This window comes from Allobosea sp. GW821-FHT12C12 (assembly GCF_058807355.1).
The window spans coordinates 99,065-123,290 of sequence record NZ_JBXAQP010000008.1 but is presented as its reverse complement, the minus strand read 5'-3'; the positions used below and the strand labels follow the sequence as shown (position 1 = coordinate 123,290).

Annotated in this window: 23 protein-coding genes; 12 read left to right on the top strand and 11 right to left on the bottom strand. The window is 67.6% G+C overall.

Annotated features, from left to right (window positions below):
* Positions 1 to 4: 4 nt before the first annotated feature.
* From hemJ to AC1RRW_RS13395, 7 genes are all read left to right on the top strand, one after another.
* Positions 5 to 427: a protoporphyrinogen oxidase HemJ gene (gene hemJ / locus AC1RRW_RS13425; protein WP_492901260.1), complete on the top strand. Its 423-nt coding sequence runs from the start codon at positions 5 to 7 to the stop codon at positions 425 to 427.
* Between the two features lie 223 nt (positions 428 to 650).
* Complete coding sequence (gene rho, locus AC1RRW_RS13420) at positions 651 to 1,916, top strand: transcription termination factor Rho (protein WP_492901259.1); 1,266 nt, start codon at positions 651 to 653, stop codon at positions 1,914 to 1,916.
* A gap of 138 nt (positions 1,917 to 2,054) precedes the next feature.
* The gene (mnmE, locus tag AC1RRW_RS13415) at positions 2,055 to 3,368 is read left to right on the top strand and encodes a tRNA uridine-5-carboxymethylaminomethyl(34) synthesis GTPase MnmE (protein ID WP_492901258.1); all 1,314 of its coding nucleotides are present in this window, start codon (positions 2,055 to 2,057) and stop codon (positions 3,366 to 3,368) included.
* A gap of 82 nt (positions 3,369 to 3,450) precedes the next feature.
* Positions 3,451 to 5,340, top strand: coding sequence for a tRNA uridine-5-carboxymethylaminomethyl(34) synthesis enzyme MnmG (gene mnmG / locus AC1RRW_RS13410; RefSeq protein ID WP_492901257.1), 1,890 nt, complete (start codon positions 3,451 to 3,453; stop codon positions 5,338 to 5,340).
* An 8-nt stretch (positions 5,341 to 5,348) separates the two neighbouring features.
* Entirely contained in the window at positions 5,349 to 5,990 is a 642-nt protein-coding gene (gene rsmG, locus AC1RRW_RS13405) for a 16S rRNA (guanine(527)-N(7))-methyltransferase RsmG (RefSeq protein ID WP_492901256.1), read from the top strand.
* Between the two features lie 5 nt (positions 5,991 to 5,995).
* Entirely contained in the window at positions 5,996 to 6,817 is an 822-nt protein-coding gene (locus AC1RRW_RS13400; RefSeq protein ID WP_492901361.1) for a ParA family protein, read from the top strand.
* 32 nt (positions 6,818 to 6,849) lie between these two features.
* Positions 6,850 to 7,728, top strand: coding sequence for a ParB/RepB/Spo0J family partition protein (locus tag AC1RRW_RS13395; RefSeq protein WP_492901255.1), 879 nt, complete (start codon positions 6,850 to 6,852; stop codon positions 7,726 to 7,728).
* Between the two features lie 13 nt (positions 7,729 to 7,741).
* Here the strand turns inward: AC1RRW_RS13395 and holA are convergent, their stop codons facing one another.
* From holA to leuS, 3 genes are read right to left on the bottom strand one after another with little or no spacing between them, the layout of a single operon-like run.
* A complete protein-coding gene (holA, locus tag AC1RRW_RS13390) occupies positions 7,742 to 8,773 on the bottom strand; it encodes a DNA polymerase III subunit delta (RefSeq protein WP_492901254.1) in 1,032 nt (343 codons plus the stop codon).
* 15 nt (positions 8,774 to 8,788) lie between these two features.
* On the bottom strand, positions 8,789 to 9,340 hold the full coding sequence (locus tag AC1RRW_RS13385) for a hypothetical protein (protein ID WP_492901253.1): 552 nt from the start codon (positions 9,338 to 9,340) through the stop codon (positions 8,789 to 8,791).
* On the bottom strand, positions 9,327 to 11,951 hold the full coding sequence (gene leuS, locus AC1RRW_RS13380) for a leucine--tRNA ligase (protein WP_492901252.1): 2,625 nt from the start codon (positions 11,949 to 11,951) through the stop codon (positions 9,327 to 9,329). The genes AC1RRW_RS13385 and leuS overlap by 14 nt, the downstream gene beginning before the upstream one ends.
* 112 nt (positions 11,952 to 12,063) lie before the next feature.
* On the opposite strand from leuS, the gene AC1RRW_RS13375 reads away from it, so the two are divergent.
* A complete protein-coding gene (locus tag AC1RRW_RS13375; protein ID WP_492901251.1) occupies positions 12,064 to 12,768 on the top strand; it encodes a YggS family pyridoxal phosphate-dependent enzyme in 705 nt (234 codons plus the stop codon).
* 11 nt (positions 12,769 to 12,779) lie between these two features.
* Here the strand turns inward: AC1RRW_RS13375 and AC1RRW_RS13370 are convergent, their stop codons facing one another.
* A complete protein-coding gene (locus AC1RRW_RS13370) occupies positions 12,780 to 13,280 on the bottom strand; it encodes a L,D-transpeptidase family protein (protein WP_492901250.1) in 501 nt (166 codons plus the stop codon).
* Between the two features lie 171 nt (positions 13,281 to 13,451).
* Between AC1RRW_RS13370 and AC1RRW_RS13365 the strand changes: the two genes are divergently transcribed.
* Positions 13,452 to 14,138, top strand: a complete 687-nt coding sequence (locus tag AC1RRW_RS13365) for a response regulator transcription factor (RefSeq protein ID WP_492901249.1) — start codon at positions 13,452 to 13,454, stop codon at positions 14,136 to 14,138.
* 6 nt (positions 14,139 to 14,144) lie between these two features.
* The gene (locus AC1RRW_RS13360) at positions 14,145 to 14,609 is read left to right on the top strand and encodes a cyclic nucleotide-binding domain-containing protein (protein WP_492901248.1); all 465 of its coding nucleotides are present in this window, start codon (positions 14,145 to 14,147) and stop codon (positions 14,607 to 14,609) included.
* A gap of 9 nt (positions 14,610 to 14,618) precedes the next feature.
* Here the strand turns inward: AC1RRW_RS13360 and xth are convergent, their stop codons facing one another.
* The 3 genes from xth to AC1RRW_RS13345 all read right to left on the bottom strand — a co-directional run bounded on the left by xth (position 14,619) and on the right by AC1RRW_RS13345 (position 19,040).
* Positions 14,619 to 15,434, bottom strand: a complete 816-nt coding sequence (xth, locus tag AC1RRW_RS13355; RefSeq protein WP_492901247.1) for an exodeoxyribonuclease III — start codon at positions 15,432 to 15,434, stop codon at positions 14,619 to 14,621.
* 90 nt (positions 15,435 to 15,524) lie between these two features.
* Positions 15,525 to 16,340, bottom strand: coding sequence for a LolA family protein (locus AC1RRW_RS13350; protein ID WP_492901246.1), 816 nt, complete (start codon positions 16,338 to 16,340; stop codon positions 15,525 to 15,527).
* A 138-nt stretch (positions 16,341 to 16,478) separates the two neighbouring features.
* Positions 16,479 to 19,040 (bottom strand): DNA translocase FtsK, encoded by a 2,562-nt coding sequence (locus AC1RRW_RS13345; protein ID WP_492901245.1) that lies wholly within the window; start codon positions 19,038 to 19,040, stop codon positions 16,479 to 16,481.
* A gap of 168 nt (positions 19,041 to 19,208) precedes the next feature.
* Here AC1RRW_RS13345 and AC1RRW_RS13340 point away from each other — a divergent pair, with 168 nt between their 5' ends.
* A complete protein-coding gene (locus AC1RRW_RS13340) occupies positions 19,209 to 19,550 on the top strand; it encodes an antibiotic biosynthesis monooxygenase family protein (RefSeq protein WP_492901244.1) in 342 nt (113 codons plus the stop codon).
* Between the two features lie 75 nt (positions 19,551 to 19,625).
* Here AC1RRW_RS13340 and AC1RRW_RS13335 read toward each other — a convergent pair whose 3' ends face one another.
* The 3 genes from AC1RRW_RS13335 to tesB form a co-directional block, all read right to left on the bottom strand.
* Positions 19,626 to 21,113, bottom strand: a complete 1,488-nt coding sequence (locus AC1RRW_RS13335) for an ammonium transporter (RefSeq protein WP_492901243.1) — start codon at positions 21,111 to 21,113, stop codon at positions 19,626 to 19,628.
* 31 nt (positions 21,114 to 21,144) lie between these two features.
* The gene (locus tag AC1RRW_RS13330; protein WP_492901242.1) at positions 21,145 to 21,483 is read right to left on the bottom strand and encodes a P-II family nitrogen regulator; all 339 of its coding nucleotides are present in this window, start codon (positions 21,481 to 21,483) and stop codon (positions 21,145 to 21,147) included.
* Between the two features lie 243 nt (positions 21,484 to 21,726).
* Complete coding sequence (tesB, locus tag AC1RRW_RS13325) at positions 21,727 to 22,593, bottom strand: acyl-CoA thioesterase II (RefSeq protein WP_492901241.1); 867 nt, start codon at positions 22,591 to 22,593, stop codon at positions 21,727 to 21,729.
* Between the two features lie 111 nt (positions 22,594 to 22,704).
* On the opposite strand from tesB, the gene AC1RRW_RS13320 reads away from it, so the two are divergent.
* On the top strand, positions 22,705 to 23,955 hold the full coding sequence (locus AC1RRW_RS13320; protein WP_492901240.1) for a ubiquinone biosynthesis hydroxylase: 1,251 nt from the start codon (positions 22,705 to 22,707) through the stop codon (positions 23,953 to 23,955).
* A gap of 44 nt (positions 23,956 to 23,999) precedes the next feature.
* Here the strand turns inward: AC1RRW_RS13320 and AC1RRW_RS13315 are convergent, their stop codons facing one another.
* Positions 24,000 to 24,203, bottom strand: a complete 204-nt coding sequence (locus AC1RRW_RS13315) for a Trm112 family protein (RefSeq protein WP_492901239.1) — start codon at positions 24,201 to 24,203, stop codon at positions 24,000 to 24,002.
* Positions 24,204 to 24,226 lie beyond the last annotated feature (23 nt).

Here is a 24,226-nt window from a genome sequence, read left to right as displayed (position 1 = left end):
CGCCATGTATGAATGGGCCAAGGCCTTCCATGTCATGACGGTGATCGCCTGGATGGCGGCGATGCTGTATCTGCCGCGGCTGATGGTCTACCATGCCGCGGCGCCTGTCGGCTCCCAGCGGTCCGAGACCTTCAAGATCATGGAGCGCCGGCTGCTGCGCGGCATCATGACCCCCTCGATGATCGCGACATGGGCGCTCGGGCTCTACCTCGCCTGGGCCGGCTTCGGCTTCAAGGGCGGCTGGCTGCACGGCAAGATCGCGCTCGTCTTCGCCATGTCAGGCATCCATGGCTACCTCGTCGGCCGCGTGCGCGCCTTCGCCGAGGACCGCAACGACAAATCGGAGCGGTTCTACCGCGTGATCAACGAGGTTCCGGCGCTGCTGATGGCGGGAATCGTCATCCTCGTCGTGGTCAAGCCGTTCTGAAGCGGTTCCTGTCGTTTACGGCTTGAGCGCGCCTGCGATTCGGGCTATCAGGAATCGCGCTTCTCCAGCGTTCTCCCTGTCGTCGATGGTTCCTGAGCCGACTGCCCTTGCAGACGCTCGCGCCGCGCAAGCCCCGCGCCGGTCCGTTTCCGGATTGTCGACCTCTCCTTAGAAGTCTTCCGCGCCTGCCTCTCCGCAGGCGCCGTTACCGTCCAGGTGTCCCATGCGGGAAATCAAACTCCACGAACTCAAGGTCAAATCTCCGACCGAACTCCTCGCCTTTTCCGAAGGGCTCGAGGTCGAGAACGCCAGCACGATGCGCAAGCAGGAGCTGATGTTCGCCATCCTGAAACAACTCGCCGCCCGCGAGACCGAAATCCTCGGCGAGGGCGTGGTCGAGGTCCTGCCCGACGGGTTCGGCTTCCTGCGGTCGTCGGATTCGAACTATCTGCCCGGCCCCGACGACATCTACGTCTCGCCGACGCAGATCCGGAAATTCGGCCTGCGCACCGGCGACACCGTCGAGGGCCCGATCCGCGGCCCCAAGGACGGCGAACGCTATTTCGCCCTGCTCAAGGTGAACACGATCAATTTCGAGGATCCCGAGCGGATCAAGCACAAGATCAATTTCGACAATCTGACGCCGCTCTATCCCGACGAGCGCCTGCGCATGGAAGTGCAGGACCCGACCAAGAAGGATTTCTCGGCCCGCGTCATCGACATCGTCTCGCCGATCGGCAAGGGCCAGCGCGCGCTGATCGTCGCGCCGCCGCGCACCGGCAAGACCGTGCTGCTGCAGAACATCGCGCAGTCGATCACCACCAATCACCCGGAGTGCTACCTGATCGTGCTGCTGATCGACGAGCGGCCCGAAGAGGTCACCGACATGCAGCGCTCGGTGAAGGGCGAGGTCGTGTCCTCGACCTTCGACGAGCCGGCCTCGCGCCACGTCCAGGTCGCCGAGATGGTGATCGAGAAGGCCAAGCGCCTGGTCGAGCATGGCCGCGACGTCGTGATCCTGCTCGATTCGATCACCCGCCTCGGCCGCGCCTACAACACCGTGGTGCCGTCCTCCGGCAAGGTGCTGACCGGCGGCGTCGACGCCAACGCCCTGCAGCGGCCCAAGCGCTTCTTCGGCGCGGCCCGCAACATCGAGGAGGGCGGCTCGCTGACCATCGTCGCGACCGCGCTGATCGATACCGGCTCGCGCATGGACGAGGTCATCTTCGAGGAGTTCAAGGGCACCGGCAATTCCGAGGTCATCCTCGACCGCAAGGTCGCCGACAAGCGCATCTTCCCGGCGATCGACATCATCAAGTCGGGCACCCGCAAGGAAGAGCTCATCACGCCGAAGTCGGATCTGCAGAAGACCTATGTGCTGCGCCGCATCCTGAACCCGATGGGCCCGCAGGATGCGATCGAGTTCCTGATGGACAAGCTGCGCCAGACCAAACAGAACTCGGACTTCTTCGACTCGATGAACACCTGAGCGGCCGCCGCCCGTGGGCGCGAGGCGACCGATTCGGTACCGTAACTCTCTTGTCATGAATGCGGTATGACCATGCAACGCCTTGATATCAGGCCGGGTCACACCGGGTAGGACGATCGGCGCGCCGGCAGCCAGCTCATGATCGACACCGGATCCAACGCGACGATCGTGGCGCTCTCGTCCGGCGCGGGACGAGCCGGAGTCGCGGTCGTCCGGATTTCAGGCCCGGGAGTTCGATTCGCTCTCGAAACGATCTGTGGCGCCATACCCGCCCCACGCCGGGCCAGCCTGCGTCAGCTTCGCGATCGCGCCGGGGAGACCATCGACAGCGCGCTCGTGCTGTTCTTCCCTGGACCGGCGAGCTTCACCGGCGAAGACGTGGCCGAATTCCAGGTTCATGGTTCCAGCGCGGTCCTCGGCCGTCTGCTGGGCGAACTCACAGCCTTGCCCCATGCGCGGCTGGCCGAGCCTGGCGAATTCACGCGGCGCGCGTTCGAGGCCGGAAAGCTCGACCTCGCGGAGGTCGAGGGCCTGGCCGACCTGATCGATTCGGAGACGGAATGGCAGCGGCGGCAGGCGCTGCGCCAGATGGAAGGTGCGCTTGGCGAGCAATGCGCCCGCTGGCGTTCCCGGCTGATCGAAGCGATGGCGCTGCTCGCCGCCGAACTCGACTTTTCCGATGAAGGCGATGTCGGAGGACCGCTCGTTGCGCAGGCAGGCGAGCTGGCGGCCGTGGTGCTGGGCGATCTGCGCGTGGCGCTGGGGTCTTTCGAGCGCGGCGAGCGCGTTCGCGATGGGTTCGTGGTCGTGCTGTCGGGGCCGCCCAATGCCGGCAAGTCAAGTCTGCTCAACGCCATGGCGCGCCGCGACGTCGCGATCGTCTCGGCCATGCCGGGCACGACCCGCGACGCGATCGAGGTCAGGATGGATCTCGCCGGCCTGCCGGTCATCCTGATCGATACGGCGGGGCTTCGCGACAGCACCGACGCCATCGAGGTCGAAGGCGTCAGGCGCGCGCAAGCCCTGGCCGAGCGCGCCGATCTCGTCCTTGCCTTGCGCGCGATCGATTCGCGTCCGAACCGAACAATCCCGTCCGGGCGAAGCCTGGCCGTTGCGACCAAGATCGACCTGCCAGGCCTTCTCCAGCCGGACGAGATCGGCGTCTCTGCTTTGACCGGGGATGGCCTGCCCGCCTTGCTCGACGCCATTGCCTCGCGGCTCTCCGGGGAGATCGGCACCGAGCCGGCGCTTCTGACGCGCGCGCGCCATCGCGCAGCCGTGTCCGACGCCGTCGCCGCGCTGGAGCGGATGACCGGAGCCCACCACGGCGAGGTCGAGTTGCTGGCCGAAGACGTCAGGCTGGCCGTTGCCGCGCTGGAGCGACTTGTCGGCCGCGTCGACGTCGAGGACGTGCTCGACAAGCTCTTCGCCGGCTTTTGCATCGGCAAATAGCCCGGTCTGCCGATTCACGTGAAACGGTGCGACCAGTCGAGAATGATTGACCGGGACCACTTGCTTCGCTAGCCAATCCGCCATGTCCCAACTCGATCCTCGCGCGCGATACGACGTCATCGTCGTCGGCGGCGGCCATGCCGGTGTCGAGGCGGCCGCGGCGGCGGCGCGCCAGGGCGCCCGCACGGTGCTGCTGACGCATAAGGTCGAAACGGTCGGCGTGATGTCGTGCAATCCCGCGATCGGCGGTCTCGGCAAGGGTCATCTCGTCCGCGAGATCGATGCGCTCGACGGCATCATGGCCTTGGCGGCCGACCGGGCCGGCATCCAGTTCCGCATGCTCAACCGCCGCAAGGGACCAGCCGTGCGCGGTCCGCGCGCCCAGGCCGACCGGGCGCTCTATCGCAAGGCTGTCGGCGATCTTCTGGCCGAACAGCCCGGCCTCGAGATCATTGCGGGCGAGGCCTTCGATCTCGATGTGCGGGACGGACGCGTCGCCGCCGTCATTCTCGCCGATGGCCGTCGATTCGCCACCGGAACGGTCGTGTTGACGACCGGCACATTTCTGCGCGGCCTGATCCACATCGGCGAGAAAAAGATCCCGGCCGGCCGCGTCGACGAGGCGCCTTCGCTGGGTCTTTCGGCGACGCTGGAGCGGCATGGCTTCGCGCTCGGCCGGCTCAAGACGGGCACGCCGCCGCGCCTCGACGGGCGCACCATCGATTGGACGGCGCTGGAGATGCAGGCCGGCGACGATCCGCCCGAGCCCTTCTCGGCCCTGACCGACGCAATCACGACGCCGCAGATCGCCTGCGGCATCACGCGGACCACGCTCGCAAGCCATGATCTGATCCGCGCGAACCTGCATCGCGCGCCGATGTTCTCCGGGCAGATCGAGGGTCGCGGCCCGCGCTACTGCCCGTCGATCGAGGACAAGGTCGGCCGCTTCGGCGACAGGGACGGCCACCAGATCTTCCTGGAGCCGGAAGGACTCGACGATCCCACGGTCTATCCGAACGGCATCTCGACATCGCTGCCGGAGGATGTCCAGCTTGCGCTGCTTGCGACGATACCGGGGCTGGAGCGCACAATCATGCTGCGTCCGGGCTATGCGATCGAATACGATTACGTCGACCCGCGCGCCCTGAAGAACACGCTGGAAACCCGCGCCATCAACGGCCTGTTCCTGGCCGGGCAGATCAACGGAACGACCGGCTATGAGGAGGCGGCCGCGCAGGGCCTTCTCGCCGGATGGAATGCGGCCCGGCAGGCCGGCGGCGCCGCGCCGATCGTGCTGGAGCGAACTTCCTCCTATATCGGCGTGCTGGTCGACGATCTCGTGACCCGCGGCGTTACGGAACCGTATCGAATGTTCACGTCGCGGGCCGAATTCCGGCTCTCGCTGCGGGTCGACAATGCCGACGAGCGCCTGACGCCGCTTGGACTTTCCGAAGGGCTGGTCGGGAGCGCGCGCGGCTCGGCTTTTGCCGCGCGCTCCGGCGCGATCGCGTCACTCAGAGGCAGATTGACGAATCTGTCGCTGACTCCGCGGCAGGCTTCGGGCTTTGGTCTTCAGCTCAATCATGACGGGCTGAAGCGTAGCGCCTTTCAACTGTTGTCCCATCCCGATATCGGTTTCGAGCGGCTGGCGGAGATCTGGCCGGAGCTGAAATCTGTCGCGCCCGCGGTTTCGACCCGCGTGGCCGCCGATGCGGTCTATGCGGTCTATCTCGATCGACAGGGCGCCGAAATTCAATCCTATCGGCGCGACCAGTCGCTCAAGGTGCCCGATGATCTCGATCTTGAGGGCATTTCGGGCCTGTCCAACGAGTTGAAGCTGAAGCTCGCGAACCAGTGTCCCGCCGATCTGGCCCAGGCGGCAAGGATCGAGGGGATGACGCCAGCGGCACTGGCCCTGCTTGCGGCGCATGCACGACGACGGCGGCCCGCGCCTGTCGGCATCGAGGCCTGATTCCGGCTGTGGACGAGAGTGATCGTGACCGCGCTTTGCGCTTGACGCCTGTTTCACGTGAAACAGAGGAGCGTCTGGCGCTGCTGGTCGCGGAGCTGCGGCGCTGGCAGGCCGCAAAGAATCTCGTCTCCTCGGCAACGCTCGGCGATGTCTGGACGCGTCATATTTCCGACTCGCTGCAGATTTTCAACCTGGCGCCTCAGGCCGAGCGGTGGCTGGATCTCGGTTCCGGCGGCGGCTTTCCCGGCCTTGTCATTGGAATCTGCCTGGCGGAGGCCGGCATCGGCCGGATCGATCTGGTCGAGAGCAATGCCCGCAAATGCGCCTTCCTGCGTCACGCGGCCCGTGTCACGGGAGCGCCGGTGACCGTCCATGCCGCGCGAATCGAGGCGGTCGTGGCCGATTTCGCCGGCAGAATCGACGTCGTCACGGCCCGCGCTCTGGCGCCCTTGCCGCTTCTGCTGGGCTGGTGCAATGAGCTGTTGACAAGCGGGGCCGTCGGGTTTTTTCCCAAAGGACAACATCTAGAGCAGGAATTGACCGAGGCCTCTAAATATTGGAAGATTCAGGCATCGACGATCTTGTCCGTGACGGATGAGGCCGCCCGGATCCTGATGGTCCGCGCGGCCGAGAAACGAGCCGATCCATGACCGGTATGACGCCCATTCCGCCGCCCCGCCGCCCGCGCGTGCTGGCGCTCGCGAATCAGAAAGGCGGCGTCGGCAAGACGACGACGGCGATCAATCTCGGCACGGCGCTGGCCGCGATCGGCGAAAGGGTGCTGATCGTCGATCTCGATCCGCAGGGCAATGCCTCGACCGGGCTCGGCGTCGATCGCAGGAGCCGCAAATCCTCGACCTATGACGTGCTCTGCGGCGATATCGGCCTCGGTCAGGCCTTGCAGGAGACGGCCGTGCCGGGCCTGTTCCTGGCGCCTTCGACGCTCGACCTGCTCGGCGTCGAGCTGGAGATCGCCGGCGACAAGGACCGCGCGCTGAAGCTCAAGAAGGCGATCGACGAACTGGTCTACGACCAGCGCTGCAACGATCTGACCTATATCCTGATCGACTGCCCGCCTTCGCTCAGCCTGATCACGATCAACGCCATGACCGCGGCCGACGCCGTGCTGGTCCCCCTGCAATGCGAGTTCTTCGCGCTGGAGGGCCTTAGCCAGTTGCTCAAGACGGTGGAGCAGGTCCGTGCCGGGCTCAACCCGCGCCTGATCATCCAGGGCGTCGTGCTGACCATGTACGACCCGCGCAACAACCTGTCCGGGCAGGTCATGGCCGATGTCCGCGATTTCCTCGGCGACAAGGTCTACGAGACGGTGATCCCGCGCAATGTCCGCGTATCGGAAGCGCCCTCCTACGGCAAGCCGGCCCTGCTCTACGATCTGCGCTGCTCCGGATCGCAGGCCTATCTGCGGCTCGCCTCGGAGGTGATCAAGCGCGAACGGGCGCTGCGCGCGGCCGCCTGAACCCGATTTGCATGTGAGTCAAGAGGATTGCGATGGCCGAAGAACAGGGGCGTTCCCGCCTGGGCCGGGGCCTCGCGGCCCTGATCGGCGATGTCGGCGACGAGATCGGCGCGCTTGAGCGGGCGCGCGGCCAGCGCCGCGTCCCGGTCGAGTTCCTGCGGCCCGGCGCGCGCAATCCGCGCCGCAGCTTCGGCGAGGAGGATCTCGAGGAGCTGACGGCCTCGATCCGCGAGCGCGGCATCCTGCAGCCGATCATCGTGCGGCCGATCGGCGGGGTCGCCGACGCCTATGAGATCATCGCCGGCGAACGGCGCTGGCGCGCGGCGCAGCGCGCCGGCCTGCATGAGATTCCGGTTCTTCTGGTCGAGGCGGACGATCGCGAGGCGCTGGAAATCGCCATCGTCGAGAACGTCCAGCGCACGGATCTCAACGCGATCGAGGAGGCGGCGGGCTACGAGCGCCTGATCGCCGAATTCGGCTACACCCAGAACGATCTGGCGCGTGTCATCGGCAAAAGCCGCAGCCACGTCGCCAACACGCTGCGACTGTCCAGGCTGCCCGAGCCCGTGCGCCGCATGGTCGGCGAGGGCTCGCTTTCGGCCGGGCATGCCCGCGCGCTCCTTTCTGTTTCGGACCCGGAATTGATGGCGCGCAAGATCGTCGATGACGGGCTCAGCGTGCGCGATATCGAACGTATCGTGCAGGACGAGAGCCGCGGCGAAAGCAAGAGCGTGCCCGGTCCGACCCGGCGCGACAAGGATCCGGATACGCGGGCCGTCGAGAAGGCGCTGGAGGAGGCTCTGGGCCTGTCGGTCTCGATCCAGCATCGCGCCAGCGGCGGCGGCGAGATGAAGATCGGCTACAAGACCCTGGAGCAGCTCGAGTCGCTCTGCCGGCGGCTGAAGACCTGACGAACCGGCCTATTCAGTCGGCGCGGGAGCCGCTGCGCGCCTGCCGCGCTATCGTCCAGAGCGCGCGAACGGCCGCCGATTTGCCGGTGTCGGCGTCGCGCCGGACCGCCAGCGTCGCGGTTCCGAGCAGGGACACCGCCTCGACGAGCTTCGGCGTCGTCCAGCTGTTGAGCGCCGCCTCGGTCGCCGCGATGCGCGGATATGGCAGGCGCATCGCCGCGACCGCGTCCCTGGCGCTGCGTCCGGCATCGACACTCTGGCGCGCCTTGAGCAGCCCAAGCGCATGGCGCAGCACGCCGCCGAGCATGACGCCGGCGTCGAGGCCCTCGCGGCTGAGCTTGGCCTGTGCGAGGTCGAGCGCCGCGACCCGGCCAGCGAAGACCGCATCGACCAGCATCCCGAGCTCGCGCTGGGCGGTGTCGCCGACGACCGCGTCGATATGGCTGTCATCGATCACCCGGTCGGCGCCGGCATAGAGCAGCAGCTTCTCGATCTCGCGGCGCGAGGTCTGGCGGTCGCCGCCGAGGAGGCCGGCGATGCGGTCGCGGCCGACCCGGTCGATGGTCTTGCCCTCGGCTTTGACCATCTCGTCGATGATCGCGCCGAGATCGCGGGCCGCATCGCCATAGCAGGGCACGGCGAGGGCGGTGCGGGCCCTCTCGCAGGCGAGCCGCAACGGATTGCCCCGCTGGAGATCGCCGGCCTCCACGATGACGATGGCGTCCTGCGACGGCGTCGCCAGCAGCGGCTCCACGGCGGACAGCAGCGGCTTGCTCGTGACGGAGACGCGGATCGCGCGCCGCCCGCCGAACAGGCCGATCGTGTTGGCCTCGTCGACCAGCTTGAGCGGGTCCGCGGCGATGTCGTCGCCGTCCATGCGCACGAGCTGGAAGGCGTCGTGAGGATCGTCGACGCTGGCGCGGGCGAGGCGGGCGGCGCGTTCCGCGACGAGCCCGGCGTCGGGACCGTGGAACAGCACCAGCCGCCAGGCCGGATCGGGGCGGGCCAAGACCCTGTCGGCCTCATGCGCCTTGACGGCGACCATGGCGTGAACGTCCGCCTATTTCGAGACCAGATCGGCGGAGAGCTGGCCGCGTATCAGGGTCGCGAGCGATTTCGCGGCCCGGATCTGGGCATCGCGCGCGGCGCGAACGGTCGCGAAGCGCTGGACCGAACGTTCATAGGGGGCGCGGACCATGTTGGTGCCTTGCGACACGACCTGGCCGTTGGCGATGTTGGCGACGCTCCAGGTGGCGCGCGCGACGAGGATCGCCGAATCGGCCCGGCCATTGGCGAAATCGACCGTGATGACCTCGAGCGCGTCGGTCACGGAGGCCGTCAGCTTCAGTCGCTTCGGCGCCGGGTTGTCTCCTCCGCCGTCGAGCTCGAAGACGAGTTCGTTGCGCAGGTAATGCCCGGTCAGCCCCTTGATCTCGGCGATCTCGACATCTCTCAGCGCGTTCCTGACGCTGCCGCCGACGCTGCTGGCCGTGCTCTCGGCATAGAGCGGCTGCAGGCAGCCGCCGGTCAGCGCGGCGGCGGCCAGGGCTGCCGCCAGCATCAGGCGGCGCGACGGAGCCGGCGTCGACGGATCGGCCTCAGGCAACGACATTCACGATTCTCCCAGGCACGACGATGATCTTCCGGACAGCCCGGCCTTCGAGCGCCTTCATCACGGCGTCGGTCGCGCGCACTATCGCTTCGACCGCCATGCTATCGGCATCGGCCGGCACCGTCACCTCCGCCCGCTTCCTGCCGTTGATCTGGACCGGCAGCGTGACGCTGTCGTCCTTCAGCAGCGCCTCGTCGGCGACCGGCCAGGCGGCCTCGCCGACAAGGCCGGGCCGAGCGAGCGCCTGCCAGCATTCCTCGGCGAGATGCGGCATCATCGGCGCGACAAGTTGCGTCGCGATGATGGCGGATTCGTGCAGGGCGAAGGCCGTGTCCGGAGCGAGGTCGGCGTTCTCGGCCGCCGCGTCCAGCGCTTTGCCGATGGCGTTGGTCAGGGTGTAGATGTGGGCGACGCAGCGGTTGAAGCCGAGCCGTTCGATATCGGCCCCGACAGCATGCAGCGCCCGGTGGCTCGCCTTGCGCAGCGTGGTCGCCGGATCGCCGAACGAGGCCGGCATGGCGGCCTCGTTGGCTGTCCGCACGGCGATCTCGCCGACCAGCCGCCAGAGCCGCTGCACGAAGCGGGCCGCGCCCTGCACGCCCTCGTCGGTCCAGATCACGTCGCGGTCCGGCGGCGAATCCGAGAGCATGAACCAGCGCGCCGTGTCGGCCCCGTAGGAGGCGATGATGTCGTCGGGGTCGACGACATTCTTCTTCGACTTCGACATCTTCTCGATCGCGCCGATCTCGATCGGGGCGCCGCTCTCGACATGGAAGCCGCGCCGCTGCGAGCCATCGGCCTCGATCCGGACGTCGCCGGGCTCGATCCAGGCGCCGTCCTGCGCGCGATAGGTCTCGTGCACGACCATGCCCTGCGTGAACATGCCGTCGAAAGGCTCGTCCAGCCCGGCGTGGCCGGTCGCCTTCATGGCCCGGGTGAAGAAGCGCGAATAGAGCAGGTGCAGGATCGCATGCTCGACGCCGCCGATATACTGGTCGACCGGCAGGAAGCGGTCGACCACGGCGCGGTCGGTCGGCGTATCGGTCCGCCACGGATCGGTGAAGCGCGCGAAATACCAGGACGAATCGACGAAAGTGTCCATCGTGTCGGTTTCGCGCCGCGCCGGTCTGCCGCATTGCGGACAGGCGACATGCTTCCACGTCGGATGATGGTCGAGCGGGTTGCCGGGCTTCTCGAAGGAGACATCGTCTGGCAGGGTCACCGGCAAGTCGACGTCGGGCACCGGCACGACGCCGCAATCGGCGCAATGGATCACCGGAATCGGGCAGCCCCAATAGCGCTGGCGCGAGACGCCCCAGTCGCGCAGGCGGAAATTGACCTTGCGCGCCGCCACCGGCGCGCCGCCGCGCGTCGCCGCTTCCAGGCGGCGGGCGACCTCTTCTTTCGCCTCCGGAATGGTCATGCCGTCGAGGAAGCGCGAATTGATCATGCGGCCGTCATCGACATAGGCCGTGTCGGTCACGACGAAGCTCGCCGGATCGACGCCCTCGGGGCAGACGACCGGGGTGTTGCCGAGCCCGTATCTGTTGACGAAGTCGAGGTCGCGCTGGTCGTGCGCCGGACAGCCGAAGATCGCGCCGGCACCGTACTCCATCAGGATGAAGTTCGCGACATAAACCGGCAATGTCCATGACGAATCAAAGGGATGGACGGCGCGCAACCCGGTGTCGAAGCCGAGCTTCTCCGCCTTGTCGATCGCCTCCTGCGCCGTCCCGATGCGTTTGCAGTCCTCGATGAAGCCCCGCAGCGCCGGGCTTTCGACGGCGGCGGCCCTGGCCAGCGGGTGATCGGGCGCCACGGCGAGGAACTTCGCGCCGAACAGCGTGTCGGGCCGCGTCGTGTAGACCTCGAGTTCGTTCAACGCCGTCGCGCTCGATTCGAGGCCGAAACGAATCAGCAGGCCTTCCGAACGGCCGATCCAGTTCCTCTGCATCAGCCGGACCTTGTCGGGCCAGCGGTTCAGGCCTTCCAGCGCGTCGTGCAGTTCCTGGCCGTAATCGGTGATCCTGAAGAACCATTGCGTCAGCTCGCGCAACTCGACGACCGCGCCGGAGCGCCAGCCGCGGCCGTCGATGACCTGCTCGTTGGCCAGAACCGTCTCGTCGACCGGGTCCCAGTTGACCTTGGCGGTCTTGCGGTCGACCAGCCCGGCCTTCAGGAAATCCAGGAAGAGCTTCTGCTGGTGCTTGTAGTAGCTCGGATCGCAGGTCGCGAGCTCGCGGCTCCAGTCGAGCGACAGTCCCATCGACTGCAATTGCGTCCGCATCGTCGCGATATTGGCGTAGGTCCAGTCGCGCGGATGGATTTTGTTGGCCTTGGCGGCGTTCTCGGCCGGCAGACCGAAGGCGTCCCAGCCCATCGGGTGCAGCACGGCAAAGCCCTTGGCGCGCTTGTAACGCGCGACGACATCGCCCATCGCATAGTTGCGGACATGGCCCATATGGATGCGCCCGGACGGATAGGGAAACATCTCGAGCACGTAATAGCTCGGCCGGCTGTCATCGTTACGGGTCTCGAAGAGCTTTCGCTCGTTCCAGACCTGACGCCATTTCGGCTCGGATTCCTTGGGATTGTAGCGTTCGACGGCCATGAGAGCATGCGATTGTTGCGTGAGCGAAGCGAGCCGGACTAGGACACGATTGCGCGGACCGGGTCAACGGCGCGCAAGGGGCGGAAGCCCTCGGAATGGAAGGGTTTTTGCGATGAGCGACGTCCGGACGCGGCTTCTGGAAACGCGAAGCGCCGTGGCGCGGTCGGCCCGCGACGTCGGGCGCGAGCCCGATTCGGTGACGCTGGTCGCGGTCTCCAAGACGATGCCGGAGGAGGCGATCCTGGCCGCGCTGGAGGCGGACCAGCGCGTCTTCGGCGAGAACTACGTGCAGGAGGCCAAAGCAAAATGGCCGGCGCTGCGCGCACGCTGCCCCGATGTCGAGCTGCACATGATCGGGCCGCTGCAATCCAACAAGGCGCGCGAGGCGGTCGAGCTGTTCGACGTGATCCAGTCGCTCGACCGCGAAAGCCTGGCCAAGGAGCTGGCCCGCGAGATCGCCCGCTCGGGCCGGGCGCCGCGCCTGTTCGTGCAGGTCAACACCGGCGACGAGCCGCAGAAGGGCGGCGTGAGCCCATCGGGGATCGACGCCTTCCTCGATCTCTGCCGGGTCCATCATGGCCTCGTCATCGAGGGGCTGATGTGCATCCCGCCGGCCGAGGACCAGCCCTCGCCGCATTTCGCGCTGCTCGCCAAGATCGCCGCGCGCAACGGCCTGCCCGGCCTGTCGATGGGCATGAGCGCCGATTACGAGGCCGCGATCCAGCTCGGCGCGACGCATGTGCGGGTCGGCAGCGCGATCTTCGGCGCGCGGGGTGAGCCGCGACGCCCGTCATGGTCGGCGCAACGCCGGGCATGAGGGAAGAACGCTTACTCCACGACCATCATGCATCTACAGGCCAGCCTTGGCAGAACCTTCGCGAACACCTCGCCCCGCACCGCGACACAGCCAGCCGTCGGCGTGAAGCCCGGCCTCGCCAGGTGCCAGAAGATCGCGCTGCCGCGCCCGCGCCTGACCGGGGCGTCGTTCCAGCCGAGTTCGACGACGACGTCGTAGAGATGGTCGGCGCGGGTCAGCCGCTCCTCCGCCTCGCCCGGCGGGCGGTCGATCAGGCGGTTGTAGCGGCGGTCGCCCGCATCGTCGCACCAGGCGTCGCGGGGCCGGATCGCCCGCGCCGCCAGCAGCGTGCGCGGCCTCGGCAAACGGTCGGCGCGCCAGAAGACACGCCGCAGCGGCAGGGCCGCGCGGGGCGTGAAGCCGTCGCCCTCGCGCTTGAGCCTGCCGATGCCGGAGCGGCCGAGCGCGCAGGGAAAGACGGCGTTTCCGGCGACCAGGAAGCCGGTGCGGCGGTCGCGGACCGAGGCGAACACGCGCAAGCTGGTCAGCTGTCTGCTCCGTTTCCCCGGCGAGCCGGCCCGCGGCTTGTCACATTTTCTCACGGCGTTTCCATCCTGCTTGACCCGTTTTCGACCGTGCCTGACTTGCGGTCGCGAATCAGCGGGCTCATGGTGCCGGAATCGCAACCAGACGAACGAATCCACATGGCAGCCGTCCATCATATCCTTCTGGTCGACGACGACCAGACGTTGCGTGACGCCCTGGCCGAACAGCTTGCCCTCTATGACGAGTTCAAGATCTCGGCCGCCGGCGCCGCGACGGCGGCCGTCAAGGCGGTGCAGGCGGAGCGCTTCGACCTCGCGGTGATGGATGTCGGACTGCCCGACATGGATGGCCGCGAGGCGGTCAAGCTGATGCGCAAGAACGGTTTCAAGAGCCCGGTGATCATGCTGACCGGGCAGGGCTCGGACGCCGACACCGTTCTGGGTCTGGAAGCCGGCGCCAACGACTATGTCGTCAAGCCTTTCAAGTTCGCCGTGCTGCTCGCCCGCATCCGGGCGCATCTGCGCCAGTACGAAGCGAGCGAGGACGCGGTCTTCCAGGTCGGGCCCTATACGTTCCATCCCGGCTCGAAGCTGCTGGTCAGCGAGAAGGGCTCCAAGACTAAGCTGACCGAGAAGGAAACCGCGATCCTGCGCTTCCTCTATCGCGCCGGCCGCAGGCCGATCGCCCGCGATATCCTGCTGCAGGAGGTCTGGGGCTACAATTCGCAGGTCACCACGCATACGCTGGAGACGCATATCTATCGGCTGCGCCAGAAGATCGAGCCCGATCCCGGCCATGCCCGACTGCTCGTGACGGATGCGGGCGGCTACCGCCTGAATCCTTAAGTCCGAATGGCGCTCGACGACGACATCGCCCTGCTGGCCCGCCAGAAGCTGCTGGGCCTGATGGAGCGCGACGCGCTGCGGCTGGTGGCGTTCGCGGCGGAAAGCCGCATCCTGCGCGCAGGCGACGTGCTGTTTCGCGCGGGCGAATCCTCCGACAGCGCCTTCCTGGTCATTTCCGGCGCCGTGGCGCTGATGCGGGGCGACGATGGGCAGCCGGCCGACGAAATCGCGGGCGCAGGCGCCCTGCTCGGCGAGATGGCGCTGTTCGCCGCGATCGAGCGGCCGGTGACGGCGATCGCGCGCGAGCCGACGCAGGTGATGAAGCTCTCGCGCAGCGTGATGCGCCGGGTGCTCGGCGAATCGCCGGCCTCGGCCCAGGCGATCGCCGAAGCGATCAGCGACCGCCTGCAAGGTTTCGTCGGCGAACTGGCGAGCGTACAGGCCGCGCTGCTCGACATCGGGCGCGGCTAGGTCCGAGCCTCAGAGCTCCAGCGTCACGGTCACCGGGACATGGTCGGACGGACGCTCCCAGCCGCGCGCCTCGCGCAGGAAACCAAGATCGCGCAGCGTCGGCTTCAGGCCCTCCGAGAGCCAGATATGGTCGAGCCTGCGGCCGCGGTTGGAGGCTTCCCAATCGGCGGCGCGGTAGCTCCACCAGCTGTAGAGCTTCTCCGGCTCGGGCCGCAGCGTCCGCGCCGCGTCGGTCCAGCCCAGTTCCGAACGCAGCTTCTCCAGCGTCGCGGTCTCGATCGGCGTGTGGCTGACCACGTCGAGCAGTTGCTTGTGGCTCCAGACGTCGTGTTCGTAGGGGGCGATGTTGAGGTCGCCGAGCAGGATCGCGGGACGGTCGCTCGGCCGCCTGGCCATGCCCCAGACGCCGATCTCGTCGAGAAAGGCGAGCTTGTGGGCGAATTTCACGTTCAGCGCGGGGTCGGGAATGTCGCCGCCGGCCGGAATGTAGAAGTTGTGGATCGCGATCCCGGCCGCGGCGCCGGCGCCCGAATCGAGCACGACGCTCATATGGCGGGCGTCGTTCTTGCCGCACATCGCCATCGCGTCCCGCTGGCTGAACGGCAGTTTCGAGACGATCGCGACGCCGTTGTAGCCCTTTTGGCCGATGAAGGCCTGATGGACATAGCCGAGCTGGTGGAAAGCCTTCGCCGGAAACTGCTCGTCGGGCGTCTTGGTCTCCTGAAGGCACAGGATATCCGGCGCGTGCTCGGTCAGGAACTGCCCGACCATGCCGATGCGCAGGCGCACCGAGTTGATGTTCCAGCTGGTGACGGTGAGTCGCACGCGAGGATTCCGGCGGGAGGAGGCCGGAAACTGGTTCGCTGCGCGCGGAAAAGCAAGCTCATCCGTCATTGCTCGCAATGACGGGGACTGTCAGAGCACGCGCTGGTAGTTGATCACGAAATTCTTCGGATCCGGCTGGCGCTGGGTGTCGAGATTGTAGAGCGAGACGGAGGTCTCGTATCCTTGGGGATCGATCACCACCCATTGCCGCAGCACATTCGCCGCGAGGTCGTAGTTCAGGGTGATCTTCGAGGTGCCGCCCAGAGTCGAGCGGTCCTCGAGCTTCACCGAGAGGATGTCGCCCTTGACGCCGTAGCCGGTGACGATGGAGTCCTTGGCGAGGTCCATCCGCTCCTTGAGCAGGAACTTCAGCGGCGTCTGGCCGATCGAATAGAGATCTTGCGTCGCGAGCTTGGAATCGCGGATCGCGACCGAGGTGCCGTCGGCGACGACCTCCATGGTCACGGGCGGACGATAGTCGAAGCGCATCTTGCCCGGCCGCTGGACGTAGATCTTGCCCTCGAAGCGGCGGCCGTCGGCGGCGAACTGGATGAAATCGCCCTGCAGATTGGCGAATCCGTTGAAATAGGCGTTCAGCCTGTCGACGGCCTCCGCCTGAGATGCCGGGACCGGGCCGCGCGTCTGCGCGCGCGCCGGCTTGACCGCCTCGGCATTGGCGGTGACGACCGGCGCGCCGGCGGCGGCGCGTGCGATCCCCAGCCCTTCGGGGCGGATCGGCGGCAGCGGCGTCGGGCGGTTCGCAGGCGCGGCCGCAGCCGGGGAACCGCCGGCGGGCCTGGCGGACTGCAACTGCAGCGGCTGCGCCGTAACCGGCGCGGCGAGCAGGGCCGCCGCCAGCGCGGATGCGGCGGAGAACGCGAGCAGGCGGGGCCGTAACGATGTCATGAGCCAGAATGCTCCCGAAACAGACGGCTGCCAAGCCGGATGAACTGGTCAACGCCGGGGATCGATGCAAGGTTGCACGGCGTCATGGCAATTTGACGGCCAGAGCGCGCGCCGGAACGCGGCGCGAGCCCCGCCCGCTCAATCCTCGTCCTCGCGGGCGCGGCCCGTCTCGACCAGGATCTCGCGCTTGCCGGCATGGTTGGCCGGACCGACGATGCCCTCGTTCTCCATCCGCTCCATGATCGAGGCGGCGCGGTTGTAGCCGATCTGGAGGCGGCGCTGGATATAGGAGGTCGAGGCCTTCTTGTCGCGCAGCACGACCGCGACAGCCTGGTCGTACGGATCCTCGCTCTCGGCCTGGGCCATCGCGCTCTTGTCGAAGACCGCGCCGTCCTCGGCGTCCTCGCCTGCCGGCTCCTCTTCCGAGGTGACGGCCTCGAGATATTGCGGGCGGCCCTGCGTCTTCAGATGCGCGACGACCTTCTCGACCTCGGCGTCCGAGACGAAGGGGCCGTGGACGCGGGTGATGCGGCCGCCGCCGGCCATGTAGAGCATGTCGCCCTGGCCGAGCAGCTGTTCGGCGCCCTGCTCGCCGAGAATCGTGCGCGAATCGATCTTGGAAGTGACCTGGAACGAGATGCGGGTCGGAAAGTTCGCCTTGATCGTGCCGGTGATGACGTCGACCGAGGGACGCTGCGTCGCGAGCACGACATGGATGCCGGCGGCGCGGGCCATCTGGGCGAGGCGCTGGATCGTGCCCTCGATCTCCTTGCCGGCGACCATCATCAGATCGGCCATCTCGTCGACGATGACGACGATGAAGGGCAGCGGCTCGAGGTCCATGACCTCGTCCTCGTAGATCGCCTCGCCGGAATGCCTGTCGAAGCCGGTCTGCACGGTGCGGGTGACGACCTCGCCGGCGGCCTTCGCCTCGCCGATGCGGTTGTTGAAGCCCTCGATGTTGCGCACCGAGAGCTTCGACATCTTCTTGTAGCGCTCCTCCATCTCGCGCACCGCCCATTTCAACGCGACGACCGCCTTCTTCGGGTCGGTGACGACGGGGGTGAGCAGATGGGGAATGCCGTCATAGACGGAGAGTTCGAGCATCTTCGGATCGACCATGATCAGGCGGCACTCCTCCGGCTTGAGCCGATAGAGCAGCGACAGGATCATGGTGTTGATCGCGACCGACTTACCCGAGCCGGTGGTGCCGGCGACGAGCAGATGCGGCATCTTGGCGAGATCGACGATGACCGGCTCGCCGCCGATGGTCTTGCCGAGGCCGAGCGCGAGCTTGTGCTTGGAGCTCTCGAAATCCTGGCTCGCCAGAAGCTCGCGCAGGAAGACGGTCTCGCGCTTGGCGTTGGGCAGTTCGATGCCGATCGCGTTCTTGCCCTGCACCACGGCGACGCGGGCGGAGACCGCGCTCATCGAGCGGGCGATGTCGTCGGCGAGCGAGATCACGCGCGAGGATTTGGTGCCCGGCGCGGGTTCCAGCTCGTAGAGCGTCACGACCGGGCCGGGGCGAACCTGGGTGATCTCGCCGCGCACGCCGAAATCCTCGAGCACGCCTTCGAGAAGGGTCGCGTTCTGCTCGAGCGCATCGGTCGAGATCGTGTTGACCGGGAGCTTCTTCGGCTCGGAGAGATAGGTCAGCGGCGGCAGCTCGAACTTCTCGCGATCGAGCAGCGAGGGCTGCGCCTCGCGCTGGAGGCGCTTGCCGGGCTTTGGCGCGACCGGCGGGGCGGTGACGCGCGGCGCGTTGAGATCGCGCAGATCCCGCGGCTCGCCGTCATCCTTGAAAACAGGTTCGGGAGGGCGCGTGGCGGGTCGGGACGCCGGCAGTGGCTCGGGGGCGAAATCCGGCATCGGCGCACGCGTTGTCTGCTCGTGGAACCGCGGTTCGCGTCTGACGCGCCCGGCGGCAACCGGCGCAGCGCCGGCCGTCCCGGCCATCGGCTCCGGCGGATGCGGCAGGCGGCGCATGATCATGCCCTTCAGCGCCATCGCGCCATGGGCGAGCCAGCCGATCAGGATCACCGCGATGCCGGGCTCGTCGTCGCGGCGGTCCTCGTTGTCTGACCAGGATTCGTCGGCGGCCTCCGCCTCCTCGACCGGGTCCTCGTCGCTGACGAAGCCGAAGCCGGCCGCGGCCGTGACCGCCAGGATCGCGATGCCGGCATAAAGGAAGCCGACGAGTCCGGCGAGCGCGTTGCCGGCGATGCCGACGAGATTGCGGGTGCCGAACAGCAGGCCGTCGCCGATGACGCCACCCATTCCGGTCGGCAGCGGCCAGCGCGGCGTCGCGGGCAGGGCGCTGGCGACGGCGGCGGTGGCGGCGAAGCCGACGATCCAGAGGCCGAGCTTGAGCGCGCCGCGGTCGAACAGATGCACGCGCATCAGCCGCAGCGCCCAGGTCAGCGGCGGAAACAGCATGGCGACGACGCCGAGGCCCAGCAGCTGCATGGTCAGGTCGGCGACCATCGCGCCGGGGCGGTCGAGCCAGTTGCTGACCGCCCCGTTGGTGGCGTTGTTGAGGCTCGGATCGTCGACAGACCAGGTCGCAAGCGAGACCGCCACGGCGGCGGTGACGGCGAGCAGGACCAGTCCGCACAGCTCGGCGGCGCGGCGCGACAGGAACTCCCGCACCGGATCGGGCAGGCGGTCCATCAGCGAGGATGAGCGGCGGATCGTGCGCATGGATTGGGGCCGTGCTTCGGACAGGTCGACCCCGAGCGGTCGATCTCATCGCGCAGGTTAGGAAGGGCAGGTTAAGACCCGCTTAACCTTGAGCCCTCCGGGCGACCGGAACGAAGCCGGCCCGGTTGCATTCCTGTGTCATCGACGAACCATCGGGGAGATGTCGCCATGCTGAGCGGCGATGGGAACAAGATCGCGACGATCGCCCGCATCTGGCGCGGGCGCACCACGACCGACAAGGCCGACGACTACGCGATCTATCTGCGCGAGGTCGGCGTCGCGCCGCTGCTCGAAAAGGCGCTCGGCGCGCAGATGTTCCGCGAGGACCGCGAGGGCGAGACCGAGTTCGTGACAATCTCCTATTGGGAAAGCGTCGAGGCGATGTCGCGTTTCGCCGGGCCGGACCCGCGCAGGATCCATCACCTCGAACGCGACCCGGAGTTCCTGATCGAATTGCCCGACAGCGTGCAGGTGCTCGAGATCGTGCTGGACCAGCCGAAGACGGGCTGACGAACGCAACGCATTCCGGGCGAAAGGAAACCCCGGCGGTCGCCCGCCGGGGTTCGACGTTTCACGTGAAAGCGCTCAGGCGTGGTAGGCGCGCTCGCCATGCTCGGCGATGTCGAGGCCCTCGCGCTCCTGATCGGGAGCGACGCGCAGGCCGACGATCACATCGACGACCTTGAAGAGGATCAGCGAGCCGAGGCCGCCGAAGACCAGCGTGAACAGCACCGCCTTGGCTTGCGCGAAGAAGGCCGTGCCGAACTCGTAGGCGCCCACAGTGAGTTCTCCCGGCTTCGACGAGTAGTCGGGGATGCCGGCGCCGCCGAGCGCGGTGTTGACCAGGATGCCGGTCGCCAGAGCGCCGATGATGCCGCCGATGCAGTGGATGCCGAAGACGTCGAGCGAGTCGTCGTAGCCGAGCGCATTCTTGACGCTGGAGCAGAAGACGAAGCAGACGACGCCGGCGATCAGGCCGAGCACGATGCAGCCCATCGGGCCGGCGAAGCCGGCGGCGGGCGTGACCGCGACGAGGCCCGCGACCGCGCCCGAGATCATGCCGAGCATGGAGGGCTTGCCCTTGACCGCCCATTCGATGAACAGCCAGCCGACCGCCGCCGCCGCCGTGGCGACGAAGGTGTTGATCATGGCGAGCGCCGCGGTGCCGTTGGCCTCGAGGTTGGAGCCGGCGTTGAAGCCGAACCAGCCGACCCAGAGCAGCGCGCCGCCGATCAGGGTCATGGTCAGCGAGTGCGGAGCCATCAGCTCCTTGCCGTAGCCGATGCGCTTGCCGAGCAGGATGCAGCCGACGAGGCCGGCGATGCCCGCGTTGATGTGCACCACGGTACCGCCGGCGAAGTCGAGCGCGCCCCATTTGAAGAGCATGCCCGCGTCGGCATTGACGGCGTCGAGCGCGGCCTGGGCGGCCGCCTTGCCGTCGGCAGGCGCTTCGGCCAGCGCCTTGGCGGCGTTGCCGACGAGATCGGGACCACCCCAGTACCAGACCATGTGGGCCATCGGGAAATAGATGAAGGTGACCCAGAGCACGGTGAAGAGCAGCAGCGCCGAGAACTTCATGCGTTCGGCGAAGGCTCCGACGATCAGAGCCGGCGTGATCGCGGCGAAGGTCATCTGGAAGGCGATGTAGACATATTCCGGGATGACGACGCCGTTGGAGAAGGTCGCGACCGTGGTGGTGGCGTCGACGCCCTTCAGGAAGGCCTTGGAGAACCCGCCGACGAAATCGTTGAGGCCGCCGCCGTTGGTAAAGGCGAGCGAATAGCCGAAAATCACCCATATCAGCGAGACGACGCAGACGATGGCGAAGACCTGGGTCAGCACCGAGAGCATGTTCTTGGTGCGGACGAGGCCGCCATAGAACAGCGCCAGGCCCGGAATGATCATGAGCAGGACGAGCACGGTCGAGCTCATCATGAAGGCGACGTCGCCCTTGTTGGGCACCGGGGCGGGCGGCGTGGCCGGAGCGGCCGCGGTCTGCGCGAGCGCGGCCCCGGCGACGCCGGCAAGCGCCAGTCCGGCCAGTCCCGCCCGGCTGAGGGTCTTGAAATTCATATCTGGAAACTCCTGCCTGAAGGATCTGATGTCAGAGGGCGTCGCCGTCGGTTTCGCCGGTGCGGATGCGCACGGCCTTCTCGATCGACGAAATGAAGATCTTGCCGTCGCCGATCTGGCCGGTGCGGGCCGCGGCCGTGATCGCCTCGATCACCTTGCCGACGAGCTCGTCGGAGACGGCGACCTCGATCTTGATCTTCGGGAGGAAGCTGACGGCGTATTCGGCGCCACGGTAGATCTCCGTGTGGCCCTTCTGGCGGCCGTAGCCCTTCACCTCGGTCACGGTCAGGCCGTGCACGCCGATGGCGGTGAGCCCGTCGCGCACCTCCTCCAGCTTGAACGGCTTGATGATAGCCATCACGATCTTCATTGCAGGGTTTCCCCGTTTACGCCGCCCGGAAGTCAGCCCCGGCGATCTCGTTGCGCCTCGCGTGCCCGAGAACCCGGCGCGCGTCGGGCCTGCAATTCAAGGCGCGTGCCAACTGCCGCGGTGCAACGTAAAGGATCGATTCGCCGAATCGGGCGCGACTCCGCGGTCGGCGCGCGCGAGATCGCCCATCGACTATGCATCTGATGAAAAATTAGGCGAATGCGGGAGGTGTCGCCGCGTCGCTCAGCCCCTGTCGGGCCGGGGCCGGATCAGCCCTTCCTGCGCCACCGAGGCGACGAGCCGGCCTTGCCTGTCGAAAACGAGCCCGCGCGAAAACCCGCGCGCGCCCGAACTCGACGGACTGTCCTGCGCATAAAGCAGCCACTCATCGGCGCGGAACGGACGGTGGAACCAGAGCGCGTGGTCGAGGCTGGCGCCCTGGATGTTCTTGTCGAACACCGTGCGGCCATGGGCGATCAGGCTCGAATCGAGCAGCATCAGGTCGGAGGCGTAGGCCAGCACGGCCTGATGGATCGCCGGCTCGTCCGGCAAAGGCTGCATCGCCTTGATCCAGACATTGAATTTCGGCTCCATCTTCCGCGCCGAGGCATAGCGCTTCAGCTCGACCGGCCTGATCTCGATCGGCCGCTCGCGCTCGTAATAGGCGCGCACCACCGGCGGCATGTTCGGGAGCACGCTGGCGCGCATCTCCTCGCGATCGGGCAGATCTTCCGGCATCGGCACGTCGGGCATCGGCATCTGGTGCTCGTAGCCCTCCTCCGGCGCCTGGAAGGAGGCCGACATGGCGAAAATCGCCTCGCCTTTCTGGATCGCCAGCACGCGCCGCGTGGTGAAGGAGCGGCCGTCGCGCAGGCGGTCGACCTCGTAGAGGATCGGGATCGATGGGTCGCCGGGCAGCAGGAAATAGGCGTGCAGCGAATGCGGCTGGCGCGCCTCCACAGTCTTGCAGGCGGCATAGAGCGCCTGGCCGATGACCTGCCCGCCAAAGACGCGCTGCCAGCCGATATTGGGGCTGCGACCCCGGAACAGATTGCGTTCGAGCGGTTCCAGGTCGAGGATCGACGTCAGGGAGTCGCTGATCTGGGACATGTCGTTCCAAGGCTTCCGGCGGGCTTGCGGCGATCAGGGCCGCCAGCGCGCATCAGCACCAGGCCGCCGTGCGCCGTCAAGCCGCGCCGGCGTAGCGGGACGGACAGCGCGATGGCGCAGAATCGGGACGGCGCGAGGGCCGCAATCGTGATCGCGGGCGGCGGCGTGGCCGGCCTGTCGCTGGCGCTGGCGCTGAAACAGGCGCTGGGCGACGGCGTTGCGGTGACGCTGGCCGATCCGGCGCTGGCGTCGCCGCCACGCGCGGACGACCGCGCCTATGCGGTCGCGGCCGCCGCGCGGCGCATGCTGCAGGCGCTCGGCGTCTGGAACGCCATTTCCGCCACCGCGCAGCCGATGACCGGGATGCTGGTCACCGACAGCCGCATCAACGACGTGGTCCGGCCGGTCTTCCTGACCTTCGACGGCGAGGTCGAGCCCGGCCAGCCTTTCGCCCATATGGTCGAGAACGCGGCGCTGATGCGGGCCCTGCTCGAGGCCTGCCGCGAGGCCGGCGTCGTGCCGAGAGCCGAGGGCGTGCGGCGCTTCACGGCCGATGACGACGGCGTCGATGTCACGACGAGCAGCGGCGAGCGCCTGCGTGCCGCGCTGCTCGTCGCGGCCGATGGGGCGCGCTCGAAGCTGCGCGAGCAGGCCGGCATAGGCTGGGTCGGCTGGGACTATCCGCAATCCGGGCTCGTCGCGACGCTCGGTCACGAACGGCCGCATGGCGGGCGCGCCATCGAGCATTTCCTGCCGTCGGGACCTTTCGCAATCCTGCCGCTGAGCGATGGCGGCGCGCTCGGCCACCGCTCCTCGATCGTCTGGACCGAGGCGAAGGAGAACGTGCCCGCGCTGATGTCGCTCGACGCCGAGGATCTCAAGGCCGAGATCGAGCGGCGTTTCGGCCTCGAGCTCGGCGAGATCGCGCTGGAGAGCAAGCTGCACGCGCTGCCGCTCGGCTTCGGCGTGGCGCGGAGCTTTATCGCCGAGCGGCTTGCGCTGCTCGGCGACGCGGCCCATGTCATTCATCCGATCGCGGGGCAGGGGCTCAATCTCGGCCTTAAGGACGTCGCGGCGCTGGCCGAGGCGATCGTCGATGCGGCCCGGCTCGGGCTCGATCCGGGCTCCGCCGATGTCCTTGGCGGTTACGAGCGGGCCCGGCGCTTCGACACGGTGGCGATGGGCGCGGTCACCGACGGGCTGAACCGGCTGTTCTCGAACGACGCGACGCCGGTCCGGCTGCTGCGCGATCTGGGGCTCGGTTTGGTCGACCGCCTGCCGGGGCTGAAGCGCTTCTTCATCCGCGAGGCGGCGGGGATTTCGGGCGAGCCGCCGCGCCTGCTCCGGGGCGAGGCGCTGTAGCTTGCGTCATTGGCTGTAGCTTGCGTCATTGCGAGCAATCACGACTACCCCTCCAGCACCCGCGCCTCTTCCGGCAGCATGATCGGGATGCCGTCGCGGATCGGGTAGACGAGCCTGGCCGCGCGGCTGATCAGCTCGTGCCTGGCGGCGTCGTATTCGAGCGTGCTCTTGGTCACCGGGCAGACCAGGATCTCGAGCAGTTTCGGGTCGATGCGGATGGCGGCGGAATCGGGCAGGGTTTCGATCATCCTCACAGCTTCTCGTCAGGCGC

Bases quoted from the DNA above. Each gene is read 5' to 3' on its own strand.
- AC1RRW_RS13320 (WP_492901240.1), top strand. From the start codon at position 22,705: ATGGCGCAGAATCGGGACGGCGCGAGGGCCGCAATCGTGATCGCGGGC.
- mnmG (WP_492901257.1), top strand. From the start codon at position 3,451: ATGTCCCAACTCGATCCTCGCGCGCGATACGACGTCATCGTCGTCGGC.
- AC1RRW_RS13335 (WP_492901243.1), bottom strand. From the start codon at position 21,113: ATGAATTTCAAGACCCTCAGCCGGGCGGGACTGGCCGGACTGGCGCTT.
- AC1RRW_RS13360 (WP_492901248.1), top strand. From the start codon at position 14,145: ATGGCGCTCGACGACGACATCGCCCTGCTGGCCCGCCAGAAGCTGCTG.
- AC1RRW_RS13385 (WP_492901253.1), bottom strand. From the start codon at position 9,340: ATGTCGTTGCCTGAGGCCGATCCGTCGACGCCGGCTCCGTCGCGCCGC.
- AC1RRW_RS13395 (WP_492901255.1), top strand. From the start codon at position 6,850: ATGGCCGAAGAACAGGGGCGTTCCCGCCTGGGCCGGGGCCTCGCGGCC.
- leuS (WP_492901252.1), bottom strand. From the start codon at position 11,951: ATGGCCGTCGAACGCTACAATCCCAAGGAATCCGAGCCGAAATGGCGT.
- mnmE (WP_492901258.1), top strand. From the start codon at position 2,055: ATGATCGACACCGGATCCAACGCGACGATCGTGGCGCTCTCGTCCGGC.
- holA (WP_492901254.1), bottom strand. From the start codon at position 8,773: ATGGTCGCCGTCAAGGCGCATGAGGCCGACAGGGTCTTGGCCCGCCCC.
- AC1RRW_RS13350 (WP_492901246.1), bottom strand. From the start codon at position 16,340: ATGACATCGTTACGGCCCCGCCTGCTCGCGTTCTCCGCCGCATCCGCG.
- AC1RRW_RS13315 (WP_492901239.1), bottom strand. From the start codon at position 24,203: ATGATCGAAACCCTGCCCGATTCCGCCGCCATCCGCATCGACCCGAAA.
- hemJ (WP_492901260.1), top strand. From the start codon at position 5: ATGTATGAATGGGCCAAGGCCTTCCATGTCATGACGGTGATCGCCTGG.
- AC1RRW_RS13375 (WP_492901251.1), top strand. From the start codon at position 12,064: ATGAGCGACGTCCGGACGCGGCTTCTGGAAACGCGAAGCGCCGTGGCG.
- AC1RRW_RS13365 (WP_492901249.1), top strand. From the start codon at position 13,452: ATGGCAGCCGTCCATCATATCCTTCTGGTCGACGACGACCAGACGTTG.
- AC1RRW_RS13400 (WP_492901361.1), top strand. From the start codon at position 5,996: ATGACGCCCATTCCGCCGCCCCGCCGCCCGCGCGTGCTGGCGCTCGCG.
- AC1RRW_RS13345 (WP_492901245.1), bottom strand. From the start codon at position 19,040: ATGCGCACGATCCGCCGCTCATCCTCGCTGATGGACCGCCTGCCCGAT.
- rho (WP_492901259.1), top strand. From the start codon at position 651: ATGCGGGAAATCAAACTCCACGAACTCAAGGTCAAATCTCCGACCGAA.
- tesB (WP_492901241.1), bottom strand. From the start codon at position 22,593: ATGTCCCAGATCAGCGACTCCCTGACGTCGATCCTCGACCTGGAACCG.
- AC1RRW_RS13330 (WP_492901242.1), bottom strand. From the start codon at position 21,483: ATGAAGATCGTGATGGCTATCATCAAGCCGTTCAAGCTGGAGGAGGTG.
- AC1RRW_RS13340 (WP_492901244.1), top strand. From the start codon at position 19,209: ATGCTGAGCGGCGATGGGAACAAGATCGCGACGATCGCCCGCATCTGG.